General features: G+C 51.6%; 13 protein-coding genes. 10 read left to right on the top strand and 3 right to left on the bottom strand.

Features of this window, described 5'->3' with window-relative positions; genetic code table 11:
• Positions 1–31: 31 nt before the first annotated feature.
• The 8 genes from EKK48_16110 (at position 32) to EKK48_16075 (ending at position 11389) form a co-directional block, all read left to right on the top strand.
• On the top strand, positions 32–760 hold the full coding sequence (locus EKK48_16110; GenBank protein RTL40781.1) for a hypothetical protein: 729 nt from the start codon (positions 32–34) through the stop codon (positions 758–760).
• A gap of 67 nt (positions 761–827) precedes the next feature.
• A complete protein-coding gene (locus tag EKK48_16105; GenBank protein ID RTL40780.1) occupies positions 828–1817 on the top strand; it encodes a hypothetical protein in 990 nt (329 codons plus the stop codon).
• Positions 1818–1946: 129 nt separating this feature from the next.
• Complete coding sequence (locus tag EKK48_16100) at positions 1947–2696, top strand: hypothetical protein (GenBank protein RTL40779.1); 750 nt, start codon at positions 1947–1949, stop codon at positions 2694–2696.
• Positions 2697–2711: 15 nt separating this feature from the next.
• Positions 2712–3371, top strand: a complete 660-nt coding sequence (locus EKK48_16095; protein RTL40778.1) for a hypothetical protein — start codon at positions 2712–2714, stop codon at positions 3369–3371.
• Between the two features lie 99 nt (positions 3372–3470).
• Positions 3471–3902: a hypothetical protein gene (locus EKK48_16090; protein RTL40777.1), complete on the top strand. Its 432-nt coding sequence runs from the start codon at positions 3471–3473 to the stop codon at positions 3900–3902.
• Positions 3903–4158: 256 nt separating this feature from the next.
• Positions 4159–9516, top strand: coding sequence for a hypothetical protein (locus tag EKK48_16085; GenBank protein ID RTL40776.1), 5358 nt, complete (start codon positions 4159–4161; stop codon positions 9514–9516).
• 124 nt (positions 9517–9640) lie between these two features.
• On the top strand, positions 9641–10258 hold the full coding sequence (locus tag EKK48_16080; protein ID RTL40775.1) for a Uma2 family endonuclease: 618 nt from the start codon (positions 9641–9643) through the stop codon (positions 10256–10258).
• 138 nt (positions 10259–10396) lie between these two features.
• Complete coding sequence (locus EKK48_16075) at positions 10397–11389, top strand: hypothetical protein (GenBank protein RTL40774.1); 993 nt, start codon at positions 10397–10399, stop codon at positions 11387–11389.
• 34 nt (positions 11390–11423) lie between these two features.
• On the opposite strand, the gene EKK48_16070 is transcribed toward EKK48_16075, so the two are convergent.
• The 3 genes from EKK48_16070 to EKK48_16060 all read right to left on the bottom strand — a co-directional run bounded on the left by EKK48_16070 (position 11424) and on the right by EKK48_16060 (position 16641).
• A complete protein-coding gene (locus EKK48_16070) occupies positions 11424–13157 on the bottom strand; it encodes a hypothetical protein (protein ID RTL40773.1) in 1734 nt (577 codons plus the stop codon).
• Positions 13158–13252: 95 nt separating this feature from the next.
• Positions 13253–14899: a hypothetical protein gene (locus EKK48_16065; protein RTL40772.1), complete on the bottom strand. Its 1647-nt coding sequence runs from the start codon at positions 14897–14899 to the stop codon at positions 13253–13255.
• Between the two features lie 83 nt (positions 14900–14982).
• The gene (locus EKK48_16060; GenBank protein ID RTL40771.1) at positions 14983–16641 is read right to left on the bottom strand and encodes a hypothetical protein; all 1659 of its coding nucleotides are present in this window, start codon (positions 16639–16641) and stop codon (positions 14983–14985) included.
• Between the two features lie 570 nt (positions 16642–17211).
• On the opposite strand from EKK48_16060, the gene EKK48_16055 reads away from it, so the two are divergent.
• Entirely contained in the window at positions 17212–18108 is an 897-nt protein-coding gene (locus EKK48_16055; GenBank protein RTL40770.1) for a hypothetical protein, read from the top strand.
• A gap of 316 nt (positions 18109–18424) precedes the next feature.
• The gene (locus tag EKK48_16050) at positions 18425–19342 is read left to right on the top strand and encodes a hypothetical protein (GenBank protein ID RTL40769.1); all 918 of its coding nucleotides are present in this window, start codon (positions 18425–18427) and stop codon (positions 19340–19342) included.
• The last annotated feature ends 85 nt before the right edge of the window (positions 19343–19427 follow it).

Here is a 19427-nt window from a genome sequence, read left to right as displayed (position 1 = left end):
GCTGTTTCGGTCCCGACAATAAAGAGTGAATATGTCCAGTATTTCCTTTAGCCTCAAATCAGCGCTGTTTGCACTCGTTGCAGCAGTGTTTTTCAACGGCTTTGCGATTGCTGTTCAAGCCCAGAGTTTGCGTACCCCGCTGATTCCTGGCGCTCCGAGCGCCGCAGCCGGCGAATCTGCGCCTGAAGGTGCACCGCCGCCTGTGGGAAGCGGATATGCGCCGATGGGCGTCACGCCTGGAATGATGGGAATGCCGAACCTGCCGCCACCTTCTGATGTTCCGCTTCCGCCAATGAGTCCGCTCGATCGGGGCTCAGGCGGCGGAGTCAACTCTATGGTGGCACCATATCTGACGCCACCACCTTCCACGCCTGGTGCCGATCCCGGCATGCTGCCTTATTCTATGAACGGCAATTCTCAAGCTGGAGTGGAGGTCAACATCAACCCCGGCGGTGGTATGCCTGGAGACTTCGCACCACAAACCAGAAGTGGACGCCAGACAAGCCGCGATTTCGGCTTGAAAAAATACGGCTCCAGTCTCACTGACTTCGGTGAGCCATTGCTACAAAAGCCAGGGCTGAAGATGGCTCCTCAATGTTCCGAAGATGGACCCCGCTCTGTACAGAGTAATCAGGGCATGGCCGGCGGCTCACGCAGCGCCAATCTACCCAATGCTCAGACCACACAAAGTCTTTACGGTAATCGCACTCTCTTTAAAGGTTCTCAATTACGCGCACGCGCCACGATCGCAGACCACTAAGTTTTCGCCCACCCTCGTCCGCAGCTCACTGCGACTCCAATCAAAAAAGGCTCAGGAGGCCACACCCATGTTGAACGTTAAGATTTTAAAGGCAACCCTCGCGTCACTGGCGCTGGGCGCAGTTCTGAGCACTCCGTCGTTCGCTCAGGGTACGACCACCCTGCGAACGCCGTTGATTCCTGGGGCGCAGAGTACGGGCGTGGGCATGCCGGCCGCTGAAGGCGCGCCGCCGGCAATTGGTGACGGCGCAACACCTGCGGGCGTCAACCCCGGTATGACCGGACCATCGACCCTCCTGCCGTGGATTCCAGCCGTTCCAGCTAACCAGATTGACCAGGGCAGCTCGGGTATCAGCTTGCCCGTTGCACCGGCTATCGTCTCTCCTCCCGGAGTACTTGGACCAGCGTTGACAGGTCTGATTCCTGCACCTCCATCGACACCCGGCGCAGACCCGGGCATGTTGAACATCGCGCCTTACGCCAACACCTTCAATCCAGCCCTTGAGACCAACATCATGGGCGGCGGCGGACTGCCAGGCACAGGCGGCTACGGCACCTCCATCCCACAGACCCGCCGCAGCGGTCAGACCACCCACCAGTACGAACTGCGTGGTCGGCACATGGCATTCGGCGCTGGTAGCGGAGCTGCCGGCGGCATCCAGGACGAAGTAACCCGTGTAGGCCCACTGGCTGGCTTCGGTCTCCCATTTGGCGTACCGACCGGTAACGGTTTCGACAAAGGCACATCGGCAGGCACTGAGCTCCGCAACAGCTCGATTGACCTGGGCGGTGGACAGCGCTTGAAGATAGGCGGACAACGTATCTCGACTGGCTCGTCAATCCAGGACTTCGGTCTCAGCGACACACGTAACAACGGCATCGCTGCCTTGACAGCCCAGCAGGCTACAGAGTTCGGTCAGGGCTGGAGACGCATCCCGCAGTACAGCAGCCGCACAACTGACTTCGGTTTCAACTACACCCAGTTCAATCCAGCTAACGTAACCCAGCAGAAGACCGGCCAGTTGCTGCTTCCAAAGGCTGTCGAGACAAACTTCTAGCCATATAAGAATAAAGAGGGGGGAAAATCCCATGCGGTTCGTAATCCCCCCGCTTTCAAATCGCAAACCGTAAACGTAATATTCTCTACATCGAACGAACCACTCCTTCCGCAAAGAAAGCTAAACGACATGAACGCCAAGGACACCACCAAGAACAACCAGAGAGCAATGGCAAATGCAGCCTTGTCCCTGACCCTTGTTCTCGGAATGTTCGCAGCCAATATGCCAGCCGCCGGAGCGCAGGGAATGGGACCAGACCAGGAATCCCTGTTGCCACCAGAAGTGGTGCCACTTGATCCGCAAGTAGCAACCAAGATGACTCAATCCCAAGCCGCAACCCGCGCCATGGGTGACAGCATCGATACACAATCCGCACCAGGACTCGTATCGAACGGTGGCAGCAACAACGTCCCAGCAGGATTGCCACTCTCAACCGGTCAATCAGCTCAGGACTTCCGCCAGGCGGCATTCAACTCGTTGATGGGTCAACCTGTCACACCAGCCGCTCCTCCAGTCAACCCTAACTTGCAAATGATGCAAGCTCAAATGGGTCAGGCTCCAGGAATGACACAACCGCTGTCAGGGCAAACCGGACAATCAGCCTGGGTTACACCGGGGCTCACACCATCCGGAATGTCGGGACAATCAACAGGCGGTACGCAGTCACAAACACTCTCGGGTGGTGTCAAAAATCCCGAAATCGGCAGACCCTCCAAACTCGCTAAGTTGAGCCACGGAGTAGGACTGGCAACAATGCTCGGTTCCGGTGTACTCGTCGGTGCCGCAATGAGCAGAAACCCTGCCGCAATGTACTCAACTGGTCTCTTCGGTCTCGGAATGGCTAACTACGCACTCAGAAACGGTCTCTCCAGGTTCTAATCAGGATTGCAGCAAATGAACATCAAGGCACTAACTCTCTCAATCATCTCGGTCGCCGCAGCCGTCGCAGCTTCTGCTCCAGCACAAGCTCAAGAAGCGGAACAACGCCGTCCATCTGCTCGCTGGGATTTCGCTCCAAACGTATGGAAGAAAGAAACCATCCCGATGCCTCGCGGTTACAATGCTCCAGCTCCAGCCGCCGTACGCGCCGGTGCTGTGCCTAGCAGAAACGTACTTGGACTCGACCCTACTTATCTCGCTAAAGCTCCAGCTCCAATGCCGGCTCCACTGGTACGCAACACCACATCTGTTGCAGCAGTGCCAATCAAACCATCGAGCCCACTTGAAGCTTTCCAGAAAGCTTTCGGCAAACCAATTTCAGCTGCTCCAACTCCGATGATTGCCTCTGCTCCGCAATCGTTGCCTCCAATTCCAGTAGCAGCAGCGCCATCGGCAGGACAACATGTTTCAGCCCGTCCGATTCACCGGACACTTAGCCGCTCTACAAACGGCACAGCAAAACTCTTAACTGCTCAACACCGCCCGGCTCCTGTTCCAGCAGTGGCCAACTACGGAAGCCTCGGCTTCACACCCGGTCCAATGGTGCCATCCTCCGGTTCATCTGGAAACGGCGCAACGACCAGCGTAAGGGCAACACTCTGGAATCACCGCTAAGTTATCCCACCCACCCAAACCCAATCACAGTCCGCGTCTCACTCTCATAATCGTTGACAAAAGTTTATCGATTCTCACCCAAACCCTAGGAGGTTCCTCATGGTTTCCACAATCAAATCTTTCGGTAAAAAGATTGTTGCATCACGTTCATTCAAAGTCGCTTCCCGCTTGAGCTTCCTCCTTGCTCCACAGCTGGTTCTGATGGCATTCGGCGTATATGACCAAGCCGTACATGCCCAGGGTCTAGTTGGAGCACCGGTTGACCCAAGATACGGTCAGTCGAACGAAGTAGGTCAGATGGCTGACTTCGGTTACGACACCGCAAGAGACATCTCCCGTGTTGTAACAGCACTATCTACAGTTCCATCCTCAATGGCAGGAATGAAGATTGCATTCGGTCAGCGTGATGGTGGTGAATCCGCCATGAACGTAGCCAAAGGTCTCGGTATCGGATTCGGCGCTCCAACCGCTGTTCACCTTATCGGTACATTCGCAATCAACAACTTCGGTGGACTGGGCGGCGGTCTCTAAAAAGACCAACTCCCGAACTGTCGAGAGTCGCGGCTATGCCGAGCAGCTAACTGCTGCTGCATAGGCTGACCAGGGGCTAGACCCCAAGACACTCGAACCCAGGTCCGGCAATAACAAAAACTCGAAGCGGGCCGGCGTCTTTATAAAAAGATGCCGGCTCGTCGACGAAAATGGGAATTCCACCACTGACAGCCCCATGAGTAGAGTCTAATATCTTGTTATTCAAGACACCCCCCTGAATCAATCGGTAACCGCTGTGATAAAGTCCAGCTCTAAATCAAAAAGAATAAACAAGGCGCTCGTAGCACTCGTTATGCTGCTCGCGCCATTTTTGTTTAATGTCGCTGTTCTGGCGCAAACGCAACCTCCACCTCCCGGAGCCGACCTCGGCATCGATAACGGCGGTGGTCAGCAATTGTCCACGGGCGCAGCACAGACACAGAGCACGGTACCGAACAATCCTTACGTTGACGCCAGGGGGCAGACAACTCTCGTTCAGCAAGCTGCCGAACAGAATACTCAAAGCGCAATCACCAACACAAACAACCAGTTGCTGCAAGGCAGCGAGCTGGCTCAGTACAACGACACATATGCTGGTATGAAAGCCTTCTGGGGCGATGACATGATCAGCAATTTCTTCGCCAACATCGGTCAAGTAATTGGTCGATGGATCACTGAATTGATTAACGGATGGGTGTCCGACACAGTTCAATTCCTCACAGCTTTCCTCCGTACTTTCGTTCTTAACCCGAACATCGCAGTCAACGGTTTGAATCAAAACCCTAACGGCGCTAACGGCAGCGGACGTAACGACGATATCTCTCCCTACATTCGTCAGGGTGCTGACACGATGTACGGAATCGCAGTTGACCTGCTTCTCCTCCTCTTCATTCTCTGCATCTGGAAGTACTGGGCTGAAGCTGCATGGCGCGGCGGCACAGGTCTGATGGGCGCAGTCGGCAGACTTATCTTCACCGCTGGTTTGCTCCTTGCCTGGCCGACAATCTACGCATTCGAAATCCAAATCTCGAATGAAATGATCAAAGCTATCTATTTCAACTCCGCCGACCAGGTAATCATGCTCGACGCTGCTATGGCTGCAGCAGTCAAAGGCGGTTTGGTAGCTGGTGTCGGTCTTCTCGCCAACACATTCGCTCCAGTGCTCGGCTCGGTTGCCGGTGGTATCGTCGGAGGTGGTGCTGGCGGCTTCGTTCTGGGAACGGTTGGCGGCATCGTCGCATTCGCCGGTTTGATCATCTATCTCGTTCTCGGTGGCATCCTTATCGCCGAGCTCGTCTACATTCTCGTCTTGAAAGCGATTCAAACTGCTCTTTTGACCGCGCAGTACATGTTCGCTCCAATCTTCATCGTCTTCTTCGCTACTCCCGATACAGAAAGTGTTTGCGCCGGTTTCGTCAGATCATTCGTCGAAGTCAGCTTGTGGACATTCGTCTGGGTCGGATTGCTCAAGATCATGGTTATCATCTTGTTCTCCGATTTCAACCCCTGGGGCAAAATCGTTCTTGCAGTGGGTGTACTGCAATTGATGATTCAAACCCCATCGTTCATGGCTCGCGCTCAAATCAGCCCGATGTCAGACTTCATCTCTGCCGGATTGATCACTGGTGGTTTGATGAAAGGCTTTGGCGCCCTGGGCAACATGGCGCAGACAAGAACTGCTCAACTTTTCAAATATGCGACTTCAGACAAATTTGCTGCTCGCGGTCTTGAACAATCACAGAAAGTCGGTCTGGACAGACTGCCAAGTCAATCGAGCAACCCACAGTTGTCGAAGAACTTGCAAGACCCAGCCAATGGCGGCAAGAATGGACCTCCACTGGGTCCTAACGGTCAGCCGATTGTGCCTCCAGGTGGACCAAGAACTGGTCCGAAACCTCCAGGCAAACCTGGTGAGCAACTGAAAGACAACGACGGCAACCCGATTGGTGCCGACGGCAAGAAGCTGACAACAGATCAGCAGAAGAAAGACGCAGCCGCTGCTGCTGCCGCTGCTCAAAATGGCGCCAAGCCTGGTCCTAAAAAGCCTGGCAGTGGTAAAGCTACTCCTGCAATGGATGGTGCCACAGCCACTGCCGCTGATAAGAGTTTGAATGCAGGCACCGGTGGTGCTACCGCGAAAGATCGTCTCGCTACCGCTGCTAAAGCCACTGCTGCTGTCGCTGGTACTGCCGCAGCGATGTCTGCCCTCGGCGCTGCTGCTCAGCAACGCGACAGCCACGACCAGTCTGATGAAGCAAGCAAGAAAGAAGAAGCTCGCAAGCAAGCTGAAGCTATGCTCAATGCGCAGCGCACAGCTCAGACACAGAATCAGCCGAAACCACCTTCATCTGACAAAGATTTGAGCGAAGAAGAGAAGAAGAAGAAAGCTCTGGCTCAAGCTCAGGCTGCTCTTATGGGCGGAGCCGTAGCCGCTTCCACAATGAAAGGAGCTGGCAATGCCGGCACCACTGGTGACAAATCATCAGCGACAGGCACTCCTAAGACAGAAACCTCGCTCAAGACTGAAACTCCGAAAGCTGGACCTAAAAAGCCAGGCTCTGGTGACGCAACGCCGGTAATTCCTCCTATCAGACCTGTTGATCAGAGCAAAGCTGCTGAAGATCAAGCTAAGAAAGATGCCGCCAACAAAGGTGCTGCCAGCGGTGCTCAAACCGGTCAAACCCTCAACATGGGCGGAGCCGACCACGAGCACGAGCAAGAGCAGAAAGGTGATGGCACTACAGCTTCTCCTACTCTCAAACAGCCAGTTACAGTCAGACCTGTATTGCCTGGTCTTACACCTGGACCGAAGAAAGATGCCACCGGCACAGGCGCTACCGGCACAACCAAGAGTGGCTCAGCAACCGGCTCCACGTCATCTACAGACAAGAGCACTGTCGCTCATGATTTGAAGACCGGCACTGCCGTTAGCGGCAAGCCTGTATTGCCTGGTGAGAAGCCTAATCCTACAGCTCCGGTTGTAGCTCCTGATGGTAAAGGTGTCGTTGCTCATGGCACCGGATCTGGTGCGCCTGGCAGCTTGCCTGTCAGTGAAATCGAGCTTCCACAAGAAGGCACGATGGTTCAGGGCTTCGATGCCAACGGCAAACCGGTGATGATTCGTGTCACCAACAAGCCAGGTGCTAATCGCCCCGGCAGCAACCAGACCGTACAGGGCATTGTTTCCCAACAGCCACAAGCGACTCTGCAACAGGGTCAAGCACCACAAGTGACCGTACGTCCAGCCGGCGTAGTGCCAGCTGTCGGTGCTGCTGTTGCCGGCACTGCTGCTCACATCCTCAGCCAGTCGCTGAGCCAGAGCGCTGTTAATCAGGGACGTCACATCGATCCATCGACATCGCACATTCCTGCTGAACTGCAAGAAGGAGCCAGCGACGCACCACCTCCTCCAAACGGTGTCAATCCTGCTCCTCGAGGCGACAGCCCATTCGACAAGTTCAGACAATCGAACTACCGTTGGGTTCCACCTAGAGGTCTGGCAGTAGACATCAGAACCGCTGCTGGTCCAACAATGGGTCCTTCCACTGACGGTAAGGCAAACATCGTAGGTAACGGCAAGGGACATGTTAACCACGTTCGTTTCGCCGCCAACGCTACACCTGAACAGAAAGCTATGCAGATCATGGCAGCAGGTTATGCTCAAACATTCGCTACCGACTCAGAAGCATTTGATGCAGCCAGAGAAGCCGCAATTCAAGCCAACGAAGACGGACCACGCGGCATGTTCGAGCGCGCCGCAGCCGGATTCATGGCATACAACGGTGGCTCATTCAAGCAGACCGCAGTCGCTAAGCAGCGCTTCCAGAAATCTCTCCTCAAGCACGCAGTGCTCGGTTCAGAAGCATACGTCAATGGTCAGGAAGGCAACGCTTTCACTGAATACCTGAAAGGCAGATACGGCGAAATGACTCCGGATCAGCAAGCCTGGGGTATTCACATCATGACCGACGATACGTCGCCAGAATCAGGATGGAACCCACGCGTCGGTCCAGCTACAGACACCTTGCTCTCAGCCGGTATGCCTATCACTGCCGGATACAGAGCCGCTGCTTCCAACACTGCCGTATTGAAGCAACCAGCATGGGGCAGAGGTCCTGCTATCCGCGGTGTCGCTTCTTACGTCAACTCGATCGTTGGTCGTCAGGTCGGACCAGACACACACGCCATGGTCAAGGATGCTCTCATCGGTAAGGTCGCGCCAAACGTCGGTGCTGCTGAAGTCGGCGCTTGCCTTGCGATCATGCTCGAATCACCGACAGTTGAAGCGGGTGAAGCTGCTTGTGCTGATACCAATATGGTTCAGACAGTTGCTCAACTCGTGGCCGGTGGTCATGCTAAAGATTACGGTTCTGCCTATCGCAGCTTGAGTGGAATGGTTCGTCATCTCGGTGGTAGCAGTGGTGGCGGTGCAAGCCGTGGCTCGGCACAGACGCTGACCATGCAAGCTCCTGGCGGCAACAATGTCGGCGGAGCAGGTCCAGTCAGCATCGGTGCATTCAACCAGGTCGGCGGCGGTGCAGCTCCGATGACTCAGCAGAACACGCTCGATATCAACGCAGTCGACAGCGGCAATTCAGCAATGGGCGGCATGGGATCGCTCGGCAATATCAATCTGCCTTCGATGAATCCTCCAGTTCGTCAACAGACAGACGTCAATTTCCGTTCAAACGGTGGCGGTTTCGGCACGAATCGTGTGCAAATGGATATGCCGGTCTCCGGAGTTCCAAGCGGTCAGCAAGATGTTCGCATGGTCGGAAACGGCGCTGGTCCTGCACAAGTTCAGCGCACTGAACTCGATGTCAATGCTCGATTGGTTGGTGGCAACAATGTTCCGATGGGCAATGTGCCAGTCAATGCACTTCCTCCAAGCAATCAGCAAGTTCGTCAGGTCATTGACGTCAATGTCAGAGCAGATCAGGCGCCAAACAGCGTTACAACCAGCAGTCAGTCGATTGGCGTCAATGTCGATTCGACTCTGTCATCGGGCAATCCTGAAGTTCGCGTTGTCGGAAACGGCGGCAGCGACGGCAGCGTAACCGCTCACCAGTTCGTCGAAGCTTACGGTCAGTCGTCGAACGGCGGATACTCTGATGGTGCCGCTGATGTCAACTCAATCGCTCAGCAAACCGCTGCCGGCATGAGAAACAACATCCACACCGCTCAGCAAATCATTATGGACATGCACGCAGCAGGCTTCACCGATGATCAGATTCAAGATCCACGCATTGCTCAAGCTGCTCTCGACGTCTATCAGAAAGATGCTTCCATGCTCGGCACCGCATCGGTTACCGCTCGCATTATGGGACCAACTGAGTTCAGCAGTGGCACCACGCAAGTTGTTCAACAGATGATTGACGCTGGTTGGAGCTCCAACCGCATCTCCAGGCCGGACGTCTACACTGCTCAATCGATCGTCGCCAATGGTGGCACACCATCTCCGTCAGTCGTTCAGATTGTACGAACCAATAAGGACTACAATCCGAGACCACAAGCCATGTTGCCTCCGGACCTTGCCGCAGAAATGCAGCGCCAGCGCGCTACTGGTGGAATGGATGATTGGGTGCGCAGCTTGTTGGGTGGTCGTAACTTCTAGACCGTTGCAAAACTCCAAAACACCAAAAGCGTCCGACAAGTCGGGCGCTTTTAATTTGAGGATTGCTTATTCTGCAGAACGGCTTCTCATATAATTTGAAGAGGATATTTTTTGCGGGCATCAGATGGCACATTTTTCGAAAATGCCAAGATTGAGTGTCGAGGAGTACCTCGATCGAGAGCAACGTGCCACTGTGCGGCACGAATATATTGACGGTCAGCTTTTTGCCATGACCGGTGCAAGCGAGGCTCATAACATTATTTGCGGCAATGTATTTGCGGCGCTGCATGGGCATTTAAGAGGTTCAGGCTGCCGCGCTTTTATGAACGACATGAAGGTAAAAGTCGAGGCCGCGAATAGTTTCTACTATCCGGACATTATGGTCACTTGCGAGCCTTATGACGGCGAGAGCGTCTTTAAACAAGCTCCGCTCGTTCTGATGGAAGTTTTGTCTCCATCGACCAGACACATCGATCGACGTGAGAAGATGATGGCGTATCGGCAACTGGAAAGTTTGCGACAATATCTGCTTGTGCACCAGAACAGGTATCGAGTTGATTCTTACCGAAAGTGCAAAGACGGCAATTGGGAGATTTCCACACTCGGAAGAGGCGACAGCATTGTTTTCGACTCGTTTTCCGCAGCCCTGGAGTTGTCTTTGGATGCAGTATACGAGGGAGTTGTGATCGATAGCTTTGTCGAAGAAAGCGACGACGATTTGGAAAACTACCAGGTCAATTAGGCGGCAATTCCAGTAACTAATAAGTAGATTGGTATCGTCTGAGTGCGTACCGACTCGGCGGATATCAGTGCAGTTGATCAAACCAGTCGATTGCTGTAGGCTTCTTCGCTCAACGTCTGATGCAGTGAAGAGGTTACTATGTCGAGAATTGTTCAGTTTGCCGAATTTGGTGGTCCTGAGGTGCTCAAGATTGTCAACACCGAGGTGCGGGCACCAAAGGCAAATGAGGTTCGCATTGCTGTTAAGGCTATCGGATTGAATCGCGCTGAAGCAATGTTCCGAATGGGGCAGTATCTGGAGCGTGCGAAACTTCCAGCTATTCTGGGCTATGAAGCTTCAGGAACTGTTGAGTCAGTCGGTGATGGTGTCACTGATTTCAAGGTTGGAGATGCAGTCAGCACAATTCCAAATTTTTCCATGAATGAATATGGAATGTACGGCGACCTTGTTGTTGCACCAACTTATGCGGTTACTAAGCATCCTTCCAATTTGTCATTTGAACAAGCTACTTCGATCTGGATGATGTATCTCACCGCATATGATGGCTTGCTCTCCACGGCGAAGCTGCAAGCGAGTGATACGGTGTTGATTCCAGCTGCTTCGAGTAGTGTTGGAATTGCCGCAATACAAATAACAAATATGGTCGGTGCGAAGTCTGTTGCATTGACAAGAACCAGTGCCAAAGCTGAGCAGCTCAAGCGGGCAGGAGCTGCTCACGTGATTGCGACGGAAGAGCAGGACCTCGTTGCAGAAGTGATGAAGATAACCGGCGGTAAAGGCGCAACTGTAGCTTTCGACCCGGTAGGCGGACCTACATTTGCTAAGTTGATGGCGGCTTCTGCACCCGAGGCGCGTTTAATTCTGTATGGTGCATTGAGCAAGGAACCGACTGCGATTTCATTGCTTGATGTGATTGGAAAGCGCCCAGTCATCACAGGTTCACTGCTTATGACCACGACAGGTGATCCGGCGAAATTGAAAGTTGGTATTGACTTTGTAGCTGATGGTTTGAAGAATGGCAGTCTCGTGCCGTGCATAGATGCAAAGAAATTTTCACTCGATCAGATTGCAGAAGCTCACCGCTATCTCGAGGACAATCAGCAATTCGGAAAGATTGTTGTCACTGTCTAGATGATTCGATAGGCTCACTTTTGCATCAGGCAAATCATAAATTGAAATTCAGATTCTTCGTGCCTTCAAACTTGCTTTCAGCAGGCGACGAACGGCTTTTCCAGTGAGTGTAGTTGCAGTCTGCATAACTGAAATCTGCGCCCATCAATGTGGCTCCGCGAAGTTGGGTAACGTACATATTTGAGTTGCGAAAATTTGTCTCCTGGAAATTTCCATCGCTCAAATCTGCTCGCGACAAATCGGCGCCCATAAAACTTGCATATCTTGCTGATGCTTGGCGCAAGTTTGCTCCATCAAGTATCGAAGCTGATAAGTCTGCTCTTCTTAAATTAGCCTGCTCGAAATTTGTATACCGCAAAAATGCTCCGTGCAGGTCAGCATTCTGAAGGCTGCTGTAGCTGAGATTGGCGCGTGACAGGTCGGCATTCGCTAGATTAATGCCGTCGAGATTGCAGTTGGATAATTCTCTCCCTGAAAGATCGGCGTATTGCAGGTCCGCATGACGCTTTAGAGCACTGACCAGGGTATCTTTGGGGGTGAAGCACTTCGGGTCTGAATAAAGCGGCTCCAGCGTCTTTCTGTTGCGGATTACAAAAGGCGTCTCGTTTCGATGATTCACCTCTGGTGAATAAGAATGGTCTTGCTTTAGCGATTCCAGATTGAACCGAATGACAGAGGCCGCAAGGAGAAAGGCCGCGCAGCATGCGATGATTTGCCAGTATGGACGAATTTTCTCCAGATTCAGTTTTTTGAAATCGTGCACCGAACCGGCAGATTTGTTTTTGTGCGCGAACGTGAGCGGATGACCCAGCTGGAAAGCACCAAGGTCATGCGATAACTCAGCAACGTTCTTGTAGCGTCCATCAGGCTCTCTCTGGAGACACTTGAGAATGATGGCTCGCAGGTCTTTGGGGGCTCCCGCGGCGGCGAGTGGCTTTTCCAGATGACTTCGATCTTCGTCTATCTGTTTAGCAAGAGCTTCCATTGCTGTCTGAGACTCGAATGCTTTCATTCCGGTTAGCATTTCGAAGAGTGTACAACCTACAGAATAGACATCTGATCTTTCATCCACTCTTTGACCCAGGCATTGTTCTGGGCTCATGTAGGCTGGCGTTCCAAGTATCGAGCCATATTGAGTGATTGTGTCTCCGCTGGAATTGAGAAGTTTGGCGATTCCGAAGTCGACTATTTTTGCGATGTTATTCGAATCCAGAATAATATTGTTTGGCTTGAGATCTCGATGAACGATTTCTTGAGCATGCAGCGCCTCCAGGGCGCGACAGATTTCGCGTGTTACTTTGACTGCGCGTATTGGTTCGAAGACGCCTTCTGTTTCGAGAAGGGTTCGAATGCTGGCCCCGTCGACCAGTTCCATGACAATGTAAGCCTGACCGGAAGTCGTCTGACCAGACGTGATGATTTGTGCGATGTTCGGATGATTGATCTGTCCAAGTGCTTTTACTTCGCGCTCAAATCGTTTGGCCGAATCACTGTCCGAAATAAGTTCACGTTTGTATATCTTGATTGCCACTTTGGATTCGTCTTCATCTGATTTTGCTGAATAGACGACGCCAGTGGCTCCTTCTGCAAGTTGTTCAAAGTCATGAAATCCCTGGACCGGAGCTGCGCATTCAGTTGCAATCTTCAAAGATGTCTGAACCGGGTCGCTGATCTTGAGATTGACGTGTTCTTCTTGTTTTTGCTTGAATTTGTTTTGGTCTGATTGGAGTTCTTTATCGTCGTCATTTCCCATTGGGCTTTCCTGCATTTGAGTTGGCGCTGAATTCCTTCATAGTCGGTTGAGTCAGAGTTGCTCTACGAATATTTTGTTCCTCTGTTGTTGTGTGCTCATTCCGAGTACGCCTATCTAATAGTGACACCATTTATAGTGCTGCCTTTAATGTCAGGTTTGTTAAACTGATCGTTGGAAGCCATCTTTGCATTGGTAATGTTTGATCCTGCAAATCGAGCCTGCGAAAATTTTGCTTCGGTTAGATCTGCGTTTCTCAAGTCACAGTTGGTTAAGTTCGCTTGTACCAGTTTTGCATTAGTCAGATCCGCGTCCCGGAAATCCGTGAATGGAGCTTGTGTTTGGACAAGGTCTACGGAACTCATTTTGCTATCGCGAAAAGTGCATCTGTTTAGATTTGCCTGGCTCAAGTTGGCTCCAGTCAAAATGGCTCCGTCGAACTTGTCGTCCGAGAGCCGGGCTTGTATAAGCTTTGCGTCGGTCAAGTCAGCCAAGTGCAAATTTGCGTCATTCAACTCCACCTGAGTCAGGTCTGCATTCTTCAGATCGGCATATGCTAGCGAAACCCCTTTGCTGGCTGCATCTTTGACAGCCCTTTTAATGTTCAATCCGACAGCAGATTCTGAAAAGATCACCGCGCCTGTAAGACGATTTTTGATTTCGACTGTTTTCAGCTCTGATCCGTTGGTCGTGCCTACTACACTTACATTTGACGTCGGCATAGGGTGTCCTGGATCTGCTTCTATCGTCTCTCGGGCGTGGAATAACGCCGTTTCAAATACAACCAGGACAGCAATCAAAGCACAGACACAGAGAATAGTTTGAGTGCTTGTGCTCATTTTGGCACTGATTGCTGGCGTTTGTTCGACCTGCAACAGATATCCGCTTAGAGCATGATCAAGTTCCAGAGCGGTGTTGTACCGATTCTCAGGATTCCTTTCGAGGCACTTCAGCACTATCTGTTGAAGCTCAGGAGGAATTTTATGTCTGTCAAGAACTGGTTTGAGGTGACTGCGATCTTTGTTGATTTGTTTTGCCAGCGCAGTGATGGCTGTTTCCGCCTCGAATGCTTTCTCATTTGTCAGCAACTCAAATAAAGTACAACCGAGAGAATAGATATCTGACCTTTCGTCAGTACGCTGATTTAAGCATTGCTCAGGGCTCATGTAAGCCGGGGTGCCTATGATGGCACCATATTCGGTAATGGTATCATTTGCAGAACCGACTGCTTTGGCTATGCCGAAATCAACGACTTTTGCTATGTTTCTGTCGTCCAGAATAATGTTGGTTGGCTTCAAATCTCTGTGGATGATGCCCCGTTCGTGTGCTGCGATCAGTGCTCGACAAACTTCTCTGGCAGCCGTGGCCGCACGATTTGTTTCGAGCGCACCGTTTTCGCTGAGTAGTTTGCGAAGGTTTTTCCCTTCGACGTTCTCCATGACGATGTATGGCTGTCCTGACTCGGTCGTGCCGTAGCCGAAAATTTTGACTATATTCGGATGTGATAACTGTTGAAGAGTACTCACTTCATGTTCGAAGCGTCTGACCGCATCTGCGTCTGGTATGAGCGACTTCTCGTAGACTTTGACGGCGAGGGCTTTGTTGTCGATGTCACGCCGCGCAGAGTAAACGTAGCCGGATGTGCCGTTTGCGATTAACCTTAAGTCATGGAAGCCGGGTAGCTGAGTTTCGGATGGTTCTGTTGCGAACTCATCCGTGTTTTTAAGCACTATGTCTGAATCTTGTATCTTTTCGTTCATGCGGATCTACGAGACACTATTCAGTCTATTCTACATCCGCTCCTTTACAGTGAGAAGTCGTAGTGTCGACTATATGGCACGTTTCAATTTCCACTGGTGCTGTAGTGCCACGGCTCTTTCGTATGATTTTTGAATCCGTATTTTTCGGCGTTATCTTTTAGCCAGCTGATCAGTTGCGGATTGTTCATCGTGAAGTCTATGGCTTCGCCCCATCCGTGCATTGACTTTCCGGGAGTAGCTGCCCAGTCTGGTCCTTTTTGAGCATAGAGGCTCACCTGCTGATCGTAGGTGCGGTAGGTGCCTGTTGCATATTTTTCGCTAGGGTCCCACACTCCTGCCTGCTGAGCGGCATTTAAGAGCGCCGTTAGATTATCTGCAACTCCTGGCGCAACTTTGAATCCATAAACACTTTCAAGAGCCGAGGTTGGGATTTGACCATTGGAATAACCACCCCATGCTCCGACCGGCATATCGACGATCTGTGGTGCTTTTTCCGCCTCGTCTATCAGTGCTTTCGCTTGTGGAATAGCAGCGTCGACTTTCTGCGCATAGCCTGCTTGATCTGCAGGACGCTGTGCTGATGCTGCTATCTCGCCACCGCTTATGGTGCCATCGCCGTTATAGTCGGTTGCCTTGTTTAGATATTGCGACATCACACCGAGTGCAATTTCGGCATTCTGCCGTGGATCTTCCTTGGCTGCCAGAGGGATGTTATAGCCTTCGCCCTGGTCGTTGAGCTGGAAAAGTCCGATGCTATGTCCATTGTCTCCAACTATTTTGTTGTCGAAAGTGCCACCCGTTTCTATGTAGGCAGTGGCGACGGCTAATGCAGGGTCGATTCCTTTTTCCTTTGCTACCTCAACTATTGTTCTGATGTTACTAAGTTTGTCCGATCCGCTTGCAGCATTCGAACCGGCGTGTGAAGAACCACTTCCACTGTCACCGCCACTAACGAAGTGTCCACCGCCACCACCGCCGCCGCTGTAGCCGCCTCCTCCGCTGTAGCCGCCACCGCCGCCACCGCCGCTCTGGGAATTACTAATCGAAGCGTTGTCGCCGCCGCCAAAATTATTGTTTTGTACAGACTGCTGATTGATCGGCTGCGGCTGCTCCTGTGTTTGCTGTTGCGGTTGGGGCGCTGGTAAGTCTGAAGGGGCAGGAGTGTCAATTGCAATGGGCACCGGTGGTGGTGGTAAGTCAGGCTCTTTGCTGAGTTGATCCAGCCAATCTTGTGGAATCTTTGCCCCAGGATTACTTCTACTGAAGTAGCTGATCAAATCCTTTATGGCTGCTTTCTGCAGCTGATCGGCGAATTTCTTTGCATCAGTGTCGTACTTGTTTTTTGCTTGTAATTCAATGTTAATGGAGCCATCGGCATTAGGTGTTTTCTTGTTGGGATTAGCACGTAAAACTCCGTCAGCGCCAAGGAAGAAGTCTGGCTGTTGTCCGGTTCGATTATTGTCTGCTGCGCTGGTGAATGTAATGCTTGTGGCATTGTCTAATGAGCTTCGTATTTGTTCGGGCGTTGCAGCAGGCAATTGATCGGTAGCGATAGGTGCTTCGCGTGGATAGATGCAAGGTGAGAAATCGAGACAATCGATATTGTCTGGTGCAATCGGCCGTTCGCGCGTCCAGTTTGATGCAGTCTGCGCGTACACGTGCTCTGCTAACCGCGGTGCACCAACATTTTCGATTGGTAATTGACAGTGTTCCAACGCAGCAGCTGCGGGTGGTCGAGACATTCGGCACCTTCCTGATCTTGCCGAAATGGATTTCTCACTCTATCTCTTAGAGTCAGATGTCTCGGCACTAGGTCTATGTTTTGGGCAACTTGAACATAGCAATGTTTGTGTCGCATGTCAATAATACAATTTGAATTTCTCTGCTTCGAAATCGTTGAGTGATTGTTTTCTGGTTTTAGCCTGATTCTGCTTTCTGGCTCTCAGTCTGTGTTCGAGTGATCTGCTTGTGTATTGATGTCACCATTTGTGATGCCTTAAATTTTTGCTTTGCACATCTGATACTTTCGACTATTGATAAAATTTTGTTGGATACTTTTCTATTTCACGAATTTGCGAAAATCGTGTGCATGTATACAGGCAGAGCTTTTCGGTTGCTGTTTAAGATTTAGTTGGTGTTCGGAATCGAAATTTTGCTGACTATCTATTCTGGTATCGAATATAGTGCTTGGGTTTCTTTTTTGTTTTTTGTGGTGTGGCGTCATGTACCAGATCTAACTTCCTTCGAGAATCGTCAGCAAAGGGTAAACTTAGAAATGTGTACTAAGAGCTCAAACTGGCGAAAAAGGGACGATGATGGCCACAGCTTACAACAGAATTCAAGCTCGGAAACTCCTGGATTGCGCCTATGATAGTATCCGCGATAAAGACTTTGATGGAGCGTTCAAGTTTGTCGAGCAAGCGCTGAAGCACAACCCTGAAAATGTTGATGGATATTTGTGTCGCGCCGAAATATTCGAGAGATTGAATGACAACGAGAGTGCGATCAGCGAGTGCACGAAAGCAATTGAAATTGATCCGGAGCGGTGGGTCTCTTACAGCAATAGAGCTTACTGTCAGCGAAAGAGTAACCCAGAGAAAGCAATTCCTGACTGCAGTCGAGTCATAGAACTGACTGGCGGAAAGTTCGACGCCTATATTCAAAGAGCCGGGTGCTACCTTGCCATCGGTCAGTTCGATCATTGTGTCGAAGATGCGACCTCTGCGTTCGATTGTGATCCTGACGGCTATGAGGCTCTGGTCTATCGTGCGTACGGCTATGCTAACTTACAATCCTGGCAGCTTGCGCTCGACGACCTCAATTTTTTGCTTTCGCACAGAGCCTCGAAAGTGTTCTTGTTTTACCGGTCTATTTGTCTGACTGAACTTGGTCGGTATGCGGAGGCGTTAGAGGATGCTCAGCGCTTCGATGACTGGTTTGGCGCATCGAAGGGTGCCTCTGAATTCTGCCGAGCATATGCCCAGCACGCACAGGGTGACCTGGATGCTGCTCTAGTGAACCTCAATTTTGCGTGTGAAAAGTTGTCCGAATTCAAGCCGGTCTTTGAAAAGCGTGCGGCTGTTTATAAAGACCTGGGCCGGTCCAGCGATGCTGAAGCTGATTTGAGCACGGCAAGCAACCTGGAGCTGAAGTTCTTTTCGGTCAATTTGGCTGACCCACAACGGGATTTCGTCAACCTGAATTTTTGACTTTCAGAATTAATATGAAATCTTATAAGACGCTTGGCTCCCAAAGATCTTGATTCGCGGGTAAACTAAAGCATATATGGATCATTTTTGCTCATCGCCCATCGGGTGATTTGGAAGAGATCGTTTCTAAAAAATGGAATCCTGCCTTACTACCTTCAAAACAACCTGGCTGTCAGTAACGACAACCGTTACAGATCGCCGTATTTTCCCCATGCTGGAAGATAAATTTCAGCCGATCATGGGACTTTCCCCGATTTACCCGTGCCTGAGTACCGCCTAATCTATAGGCATCGGATTGCTGTCGAGAAGTATCACCATGCTTGTTATTGAAAATTTCGTTCTACGTCCTGAGTCAGTGATTTGCCCCGCGTGCAACACAGTTTTCGCCACCCCGAATGTGACTCGGTTGCCCAATATGACTCGCGATAGCCAGGTCGAAGCCGATCTGCACAGAGTTCTTCCCGACCCGATTATCCGCGCTTCCTTTGTAGCGGTTTGTCCCTCCTGCATCTATGCCTGGTGGTTCAGCGCTTTCTCATCGCATTACATATTGCCTGAGCTGGTGCCTGACACGCCGGATATCGAGCTCTCCAAAAAGTTTGCCCATGCCGTCTTGACCGGTCGAAACAACGGCTCTCACAGCCTTGACCGAGCCAATCTGGCTCTTAATGGCGCCTGGTGTGCCCGTGAGTGTCACGTCCTTGCCGGTACCACAGGTTCTGCTGAGTATCAGGCTGATAATACTCGCTGGCTGACGTTGGCTGCGCAGGAGCTTCAAGAGGCTCTGCTTGATGAATCGTGGACAGGCAACCGTAATCGCTACTCGTACATAATGGGCGAAATTCTCCGCCAGTTGGGTGAGTTCGATGCGGCTCTTGGTTATTTCAACGTTGTCGACCGCCGTTCGTTGCTGCCAAAGCAACTCGTCGAACATCAAAAACAGATGGCGGCTGCCCACCAGGCACAGATTGTCACCCTGCCACCGCATCTGGTGGAAGAAATTTTTCTGCCCAAACCGGTTCAGCAACCGACATACACTAAATATGAGATTCCTCCGCAACCGGCTCAGCCTGCTCAGCCGACTCCACCGCAGAATTATGGCAACAACCAGCCTCAAAGTTACGCCAGACCCGGCATGCCAACTCCTCCCGGCGGAGCGGCAAGACCAGGCGGAGTCCAGCCAAACCAGCAGTACGAGGGCTACATCAACATTCCGCAAATTTTGTCCGCATAGTCAATTCGAACAGGTGTCCTACGGAAGCAGCTAAAATTAAATAGACGGAGTCCCAGGAAGCATCCAACCCAACCCAAACCAGTCC

It is taken from the genome of Candidatus Melainabacteria bacterium, from assembly GCA_003963305.1.
GTDB lineage: Bacteria > Cyanobacteriota > Vampirovibrionia > Obscuribacterales > Obscuribacteraceae > PALSA-1081.
Note: the sequence above shows the minus strand (reverse complement) of the source record. Positions and strands in the feature narration are given on the sequence as shown.

Excerpts from the sequence above, each read along its gene's own strand:
- EKK48_16110 (RTL40781.1), top strand. The coding sequence starts at position 32 with ATGTCCAGTATTTCCTTTAGCCTCAAATCAGCGCTGTTTGCACTCGTT.
- EKK48_16105 (RTL40780.1), top strand. The coding sequence starts at position 828 with ATGTTGAACGTTAAGATTTTAAAGGCAACCCTCGCGTCACTGGCGCTG.
- EKK48_16100 (RTL40779.1), top strand. The coding sequence starts at position 1,947 with ATGAACGCCAAGGACACCACCAAGAACAACCAGAGAGCAATGGCAAAT.
- EKK48_16095 (RTL40778.1), top strand. The coding sequence starts at position 2,712 with ATGAACATCAAGGCACTAACTCTCTCAATCATCTCGGTCGCCGCAGCC.
- EKK48_16090 (RTL40777.1), top strand. The coding sequence starts at position 3,471 with ATGGTTTCCACAATCAAATCTTTCGGTAAAAAGATTGTTGCATCACGT.
- EKK48_16080 (RTL40775.1), top strand. The coding sequence starts at position 9,641 with ATGGCACATTTTTCGAAAATGCCAAGATTGAGTGTCGAGGAGTACCTC.
- EKK48_16075 (RTL40774.1), top strand. The coding sequence starts at position 10,397 with ATGTCGAGAATTGTTCAGTTTGCCGAATTTGGTGGTCCTGAGGTGCTC.
- EKK48_16070 (RTL40773.1), bottom strand. The coding sequence starts at position 13,157 with ATGCAGGAAAGCCCAATGGGAAATGACGACGATAAAGAACTCCAATCA.
- EKK48_16065 (RTL40772.1), bottom strand. The coding sequence starts at position 14,899 with ATGAACGAAAAGATACAAGATTCAGACATAGTGCTTAAAAACACGGAT.
- EKK48_16060 (RTL40771.1), bottom strand. The coding sequence starts at position 16,641 with ATGTCTCGACCACCCGCAGCTGCTGCGTTGGAACACTGTCAATTACCA.
- EKK48_16055 (RTL40770.1), top strand. The coding sequence starts at position 17,212 with ATGATGGCCACAGCTTACAACAGAATTCAAGCTCGGAAACTCCTGGAT.
- EKK48_16050 (RTL40769.1), top strand. The coding sequence starts at position 18,425 with ATGCTTGTTATTGAAAATTTCGTTCTACGTCCTGAGTCAGTGATTTGC.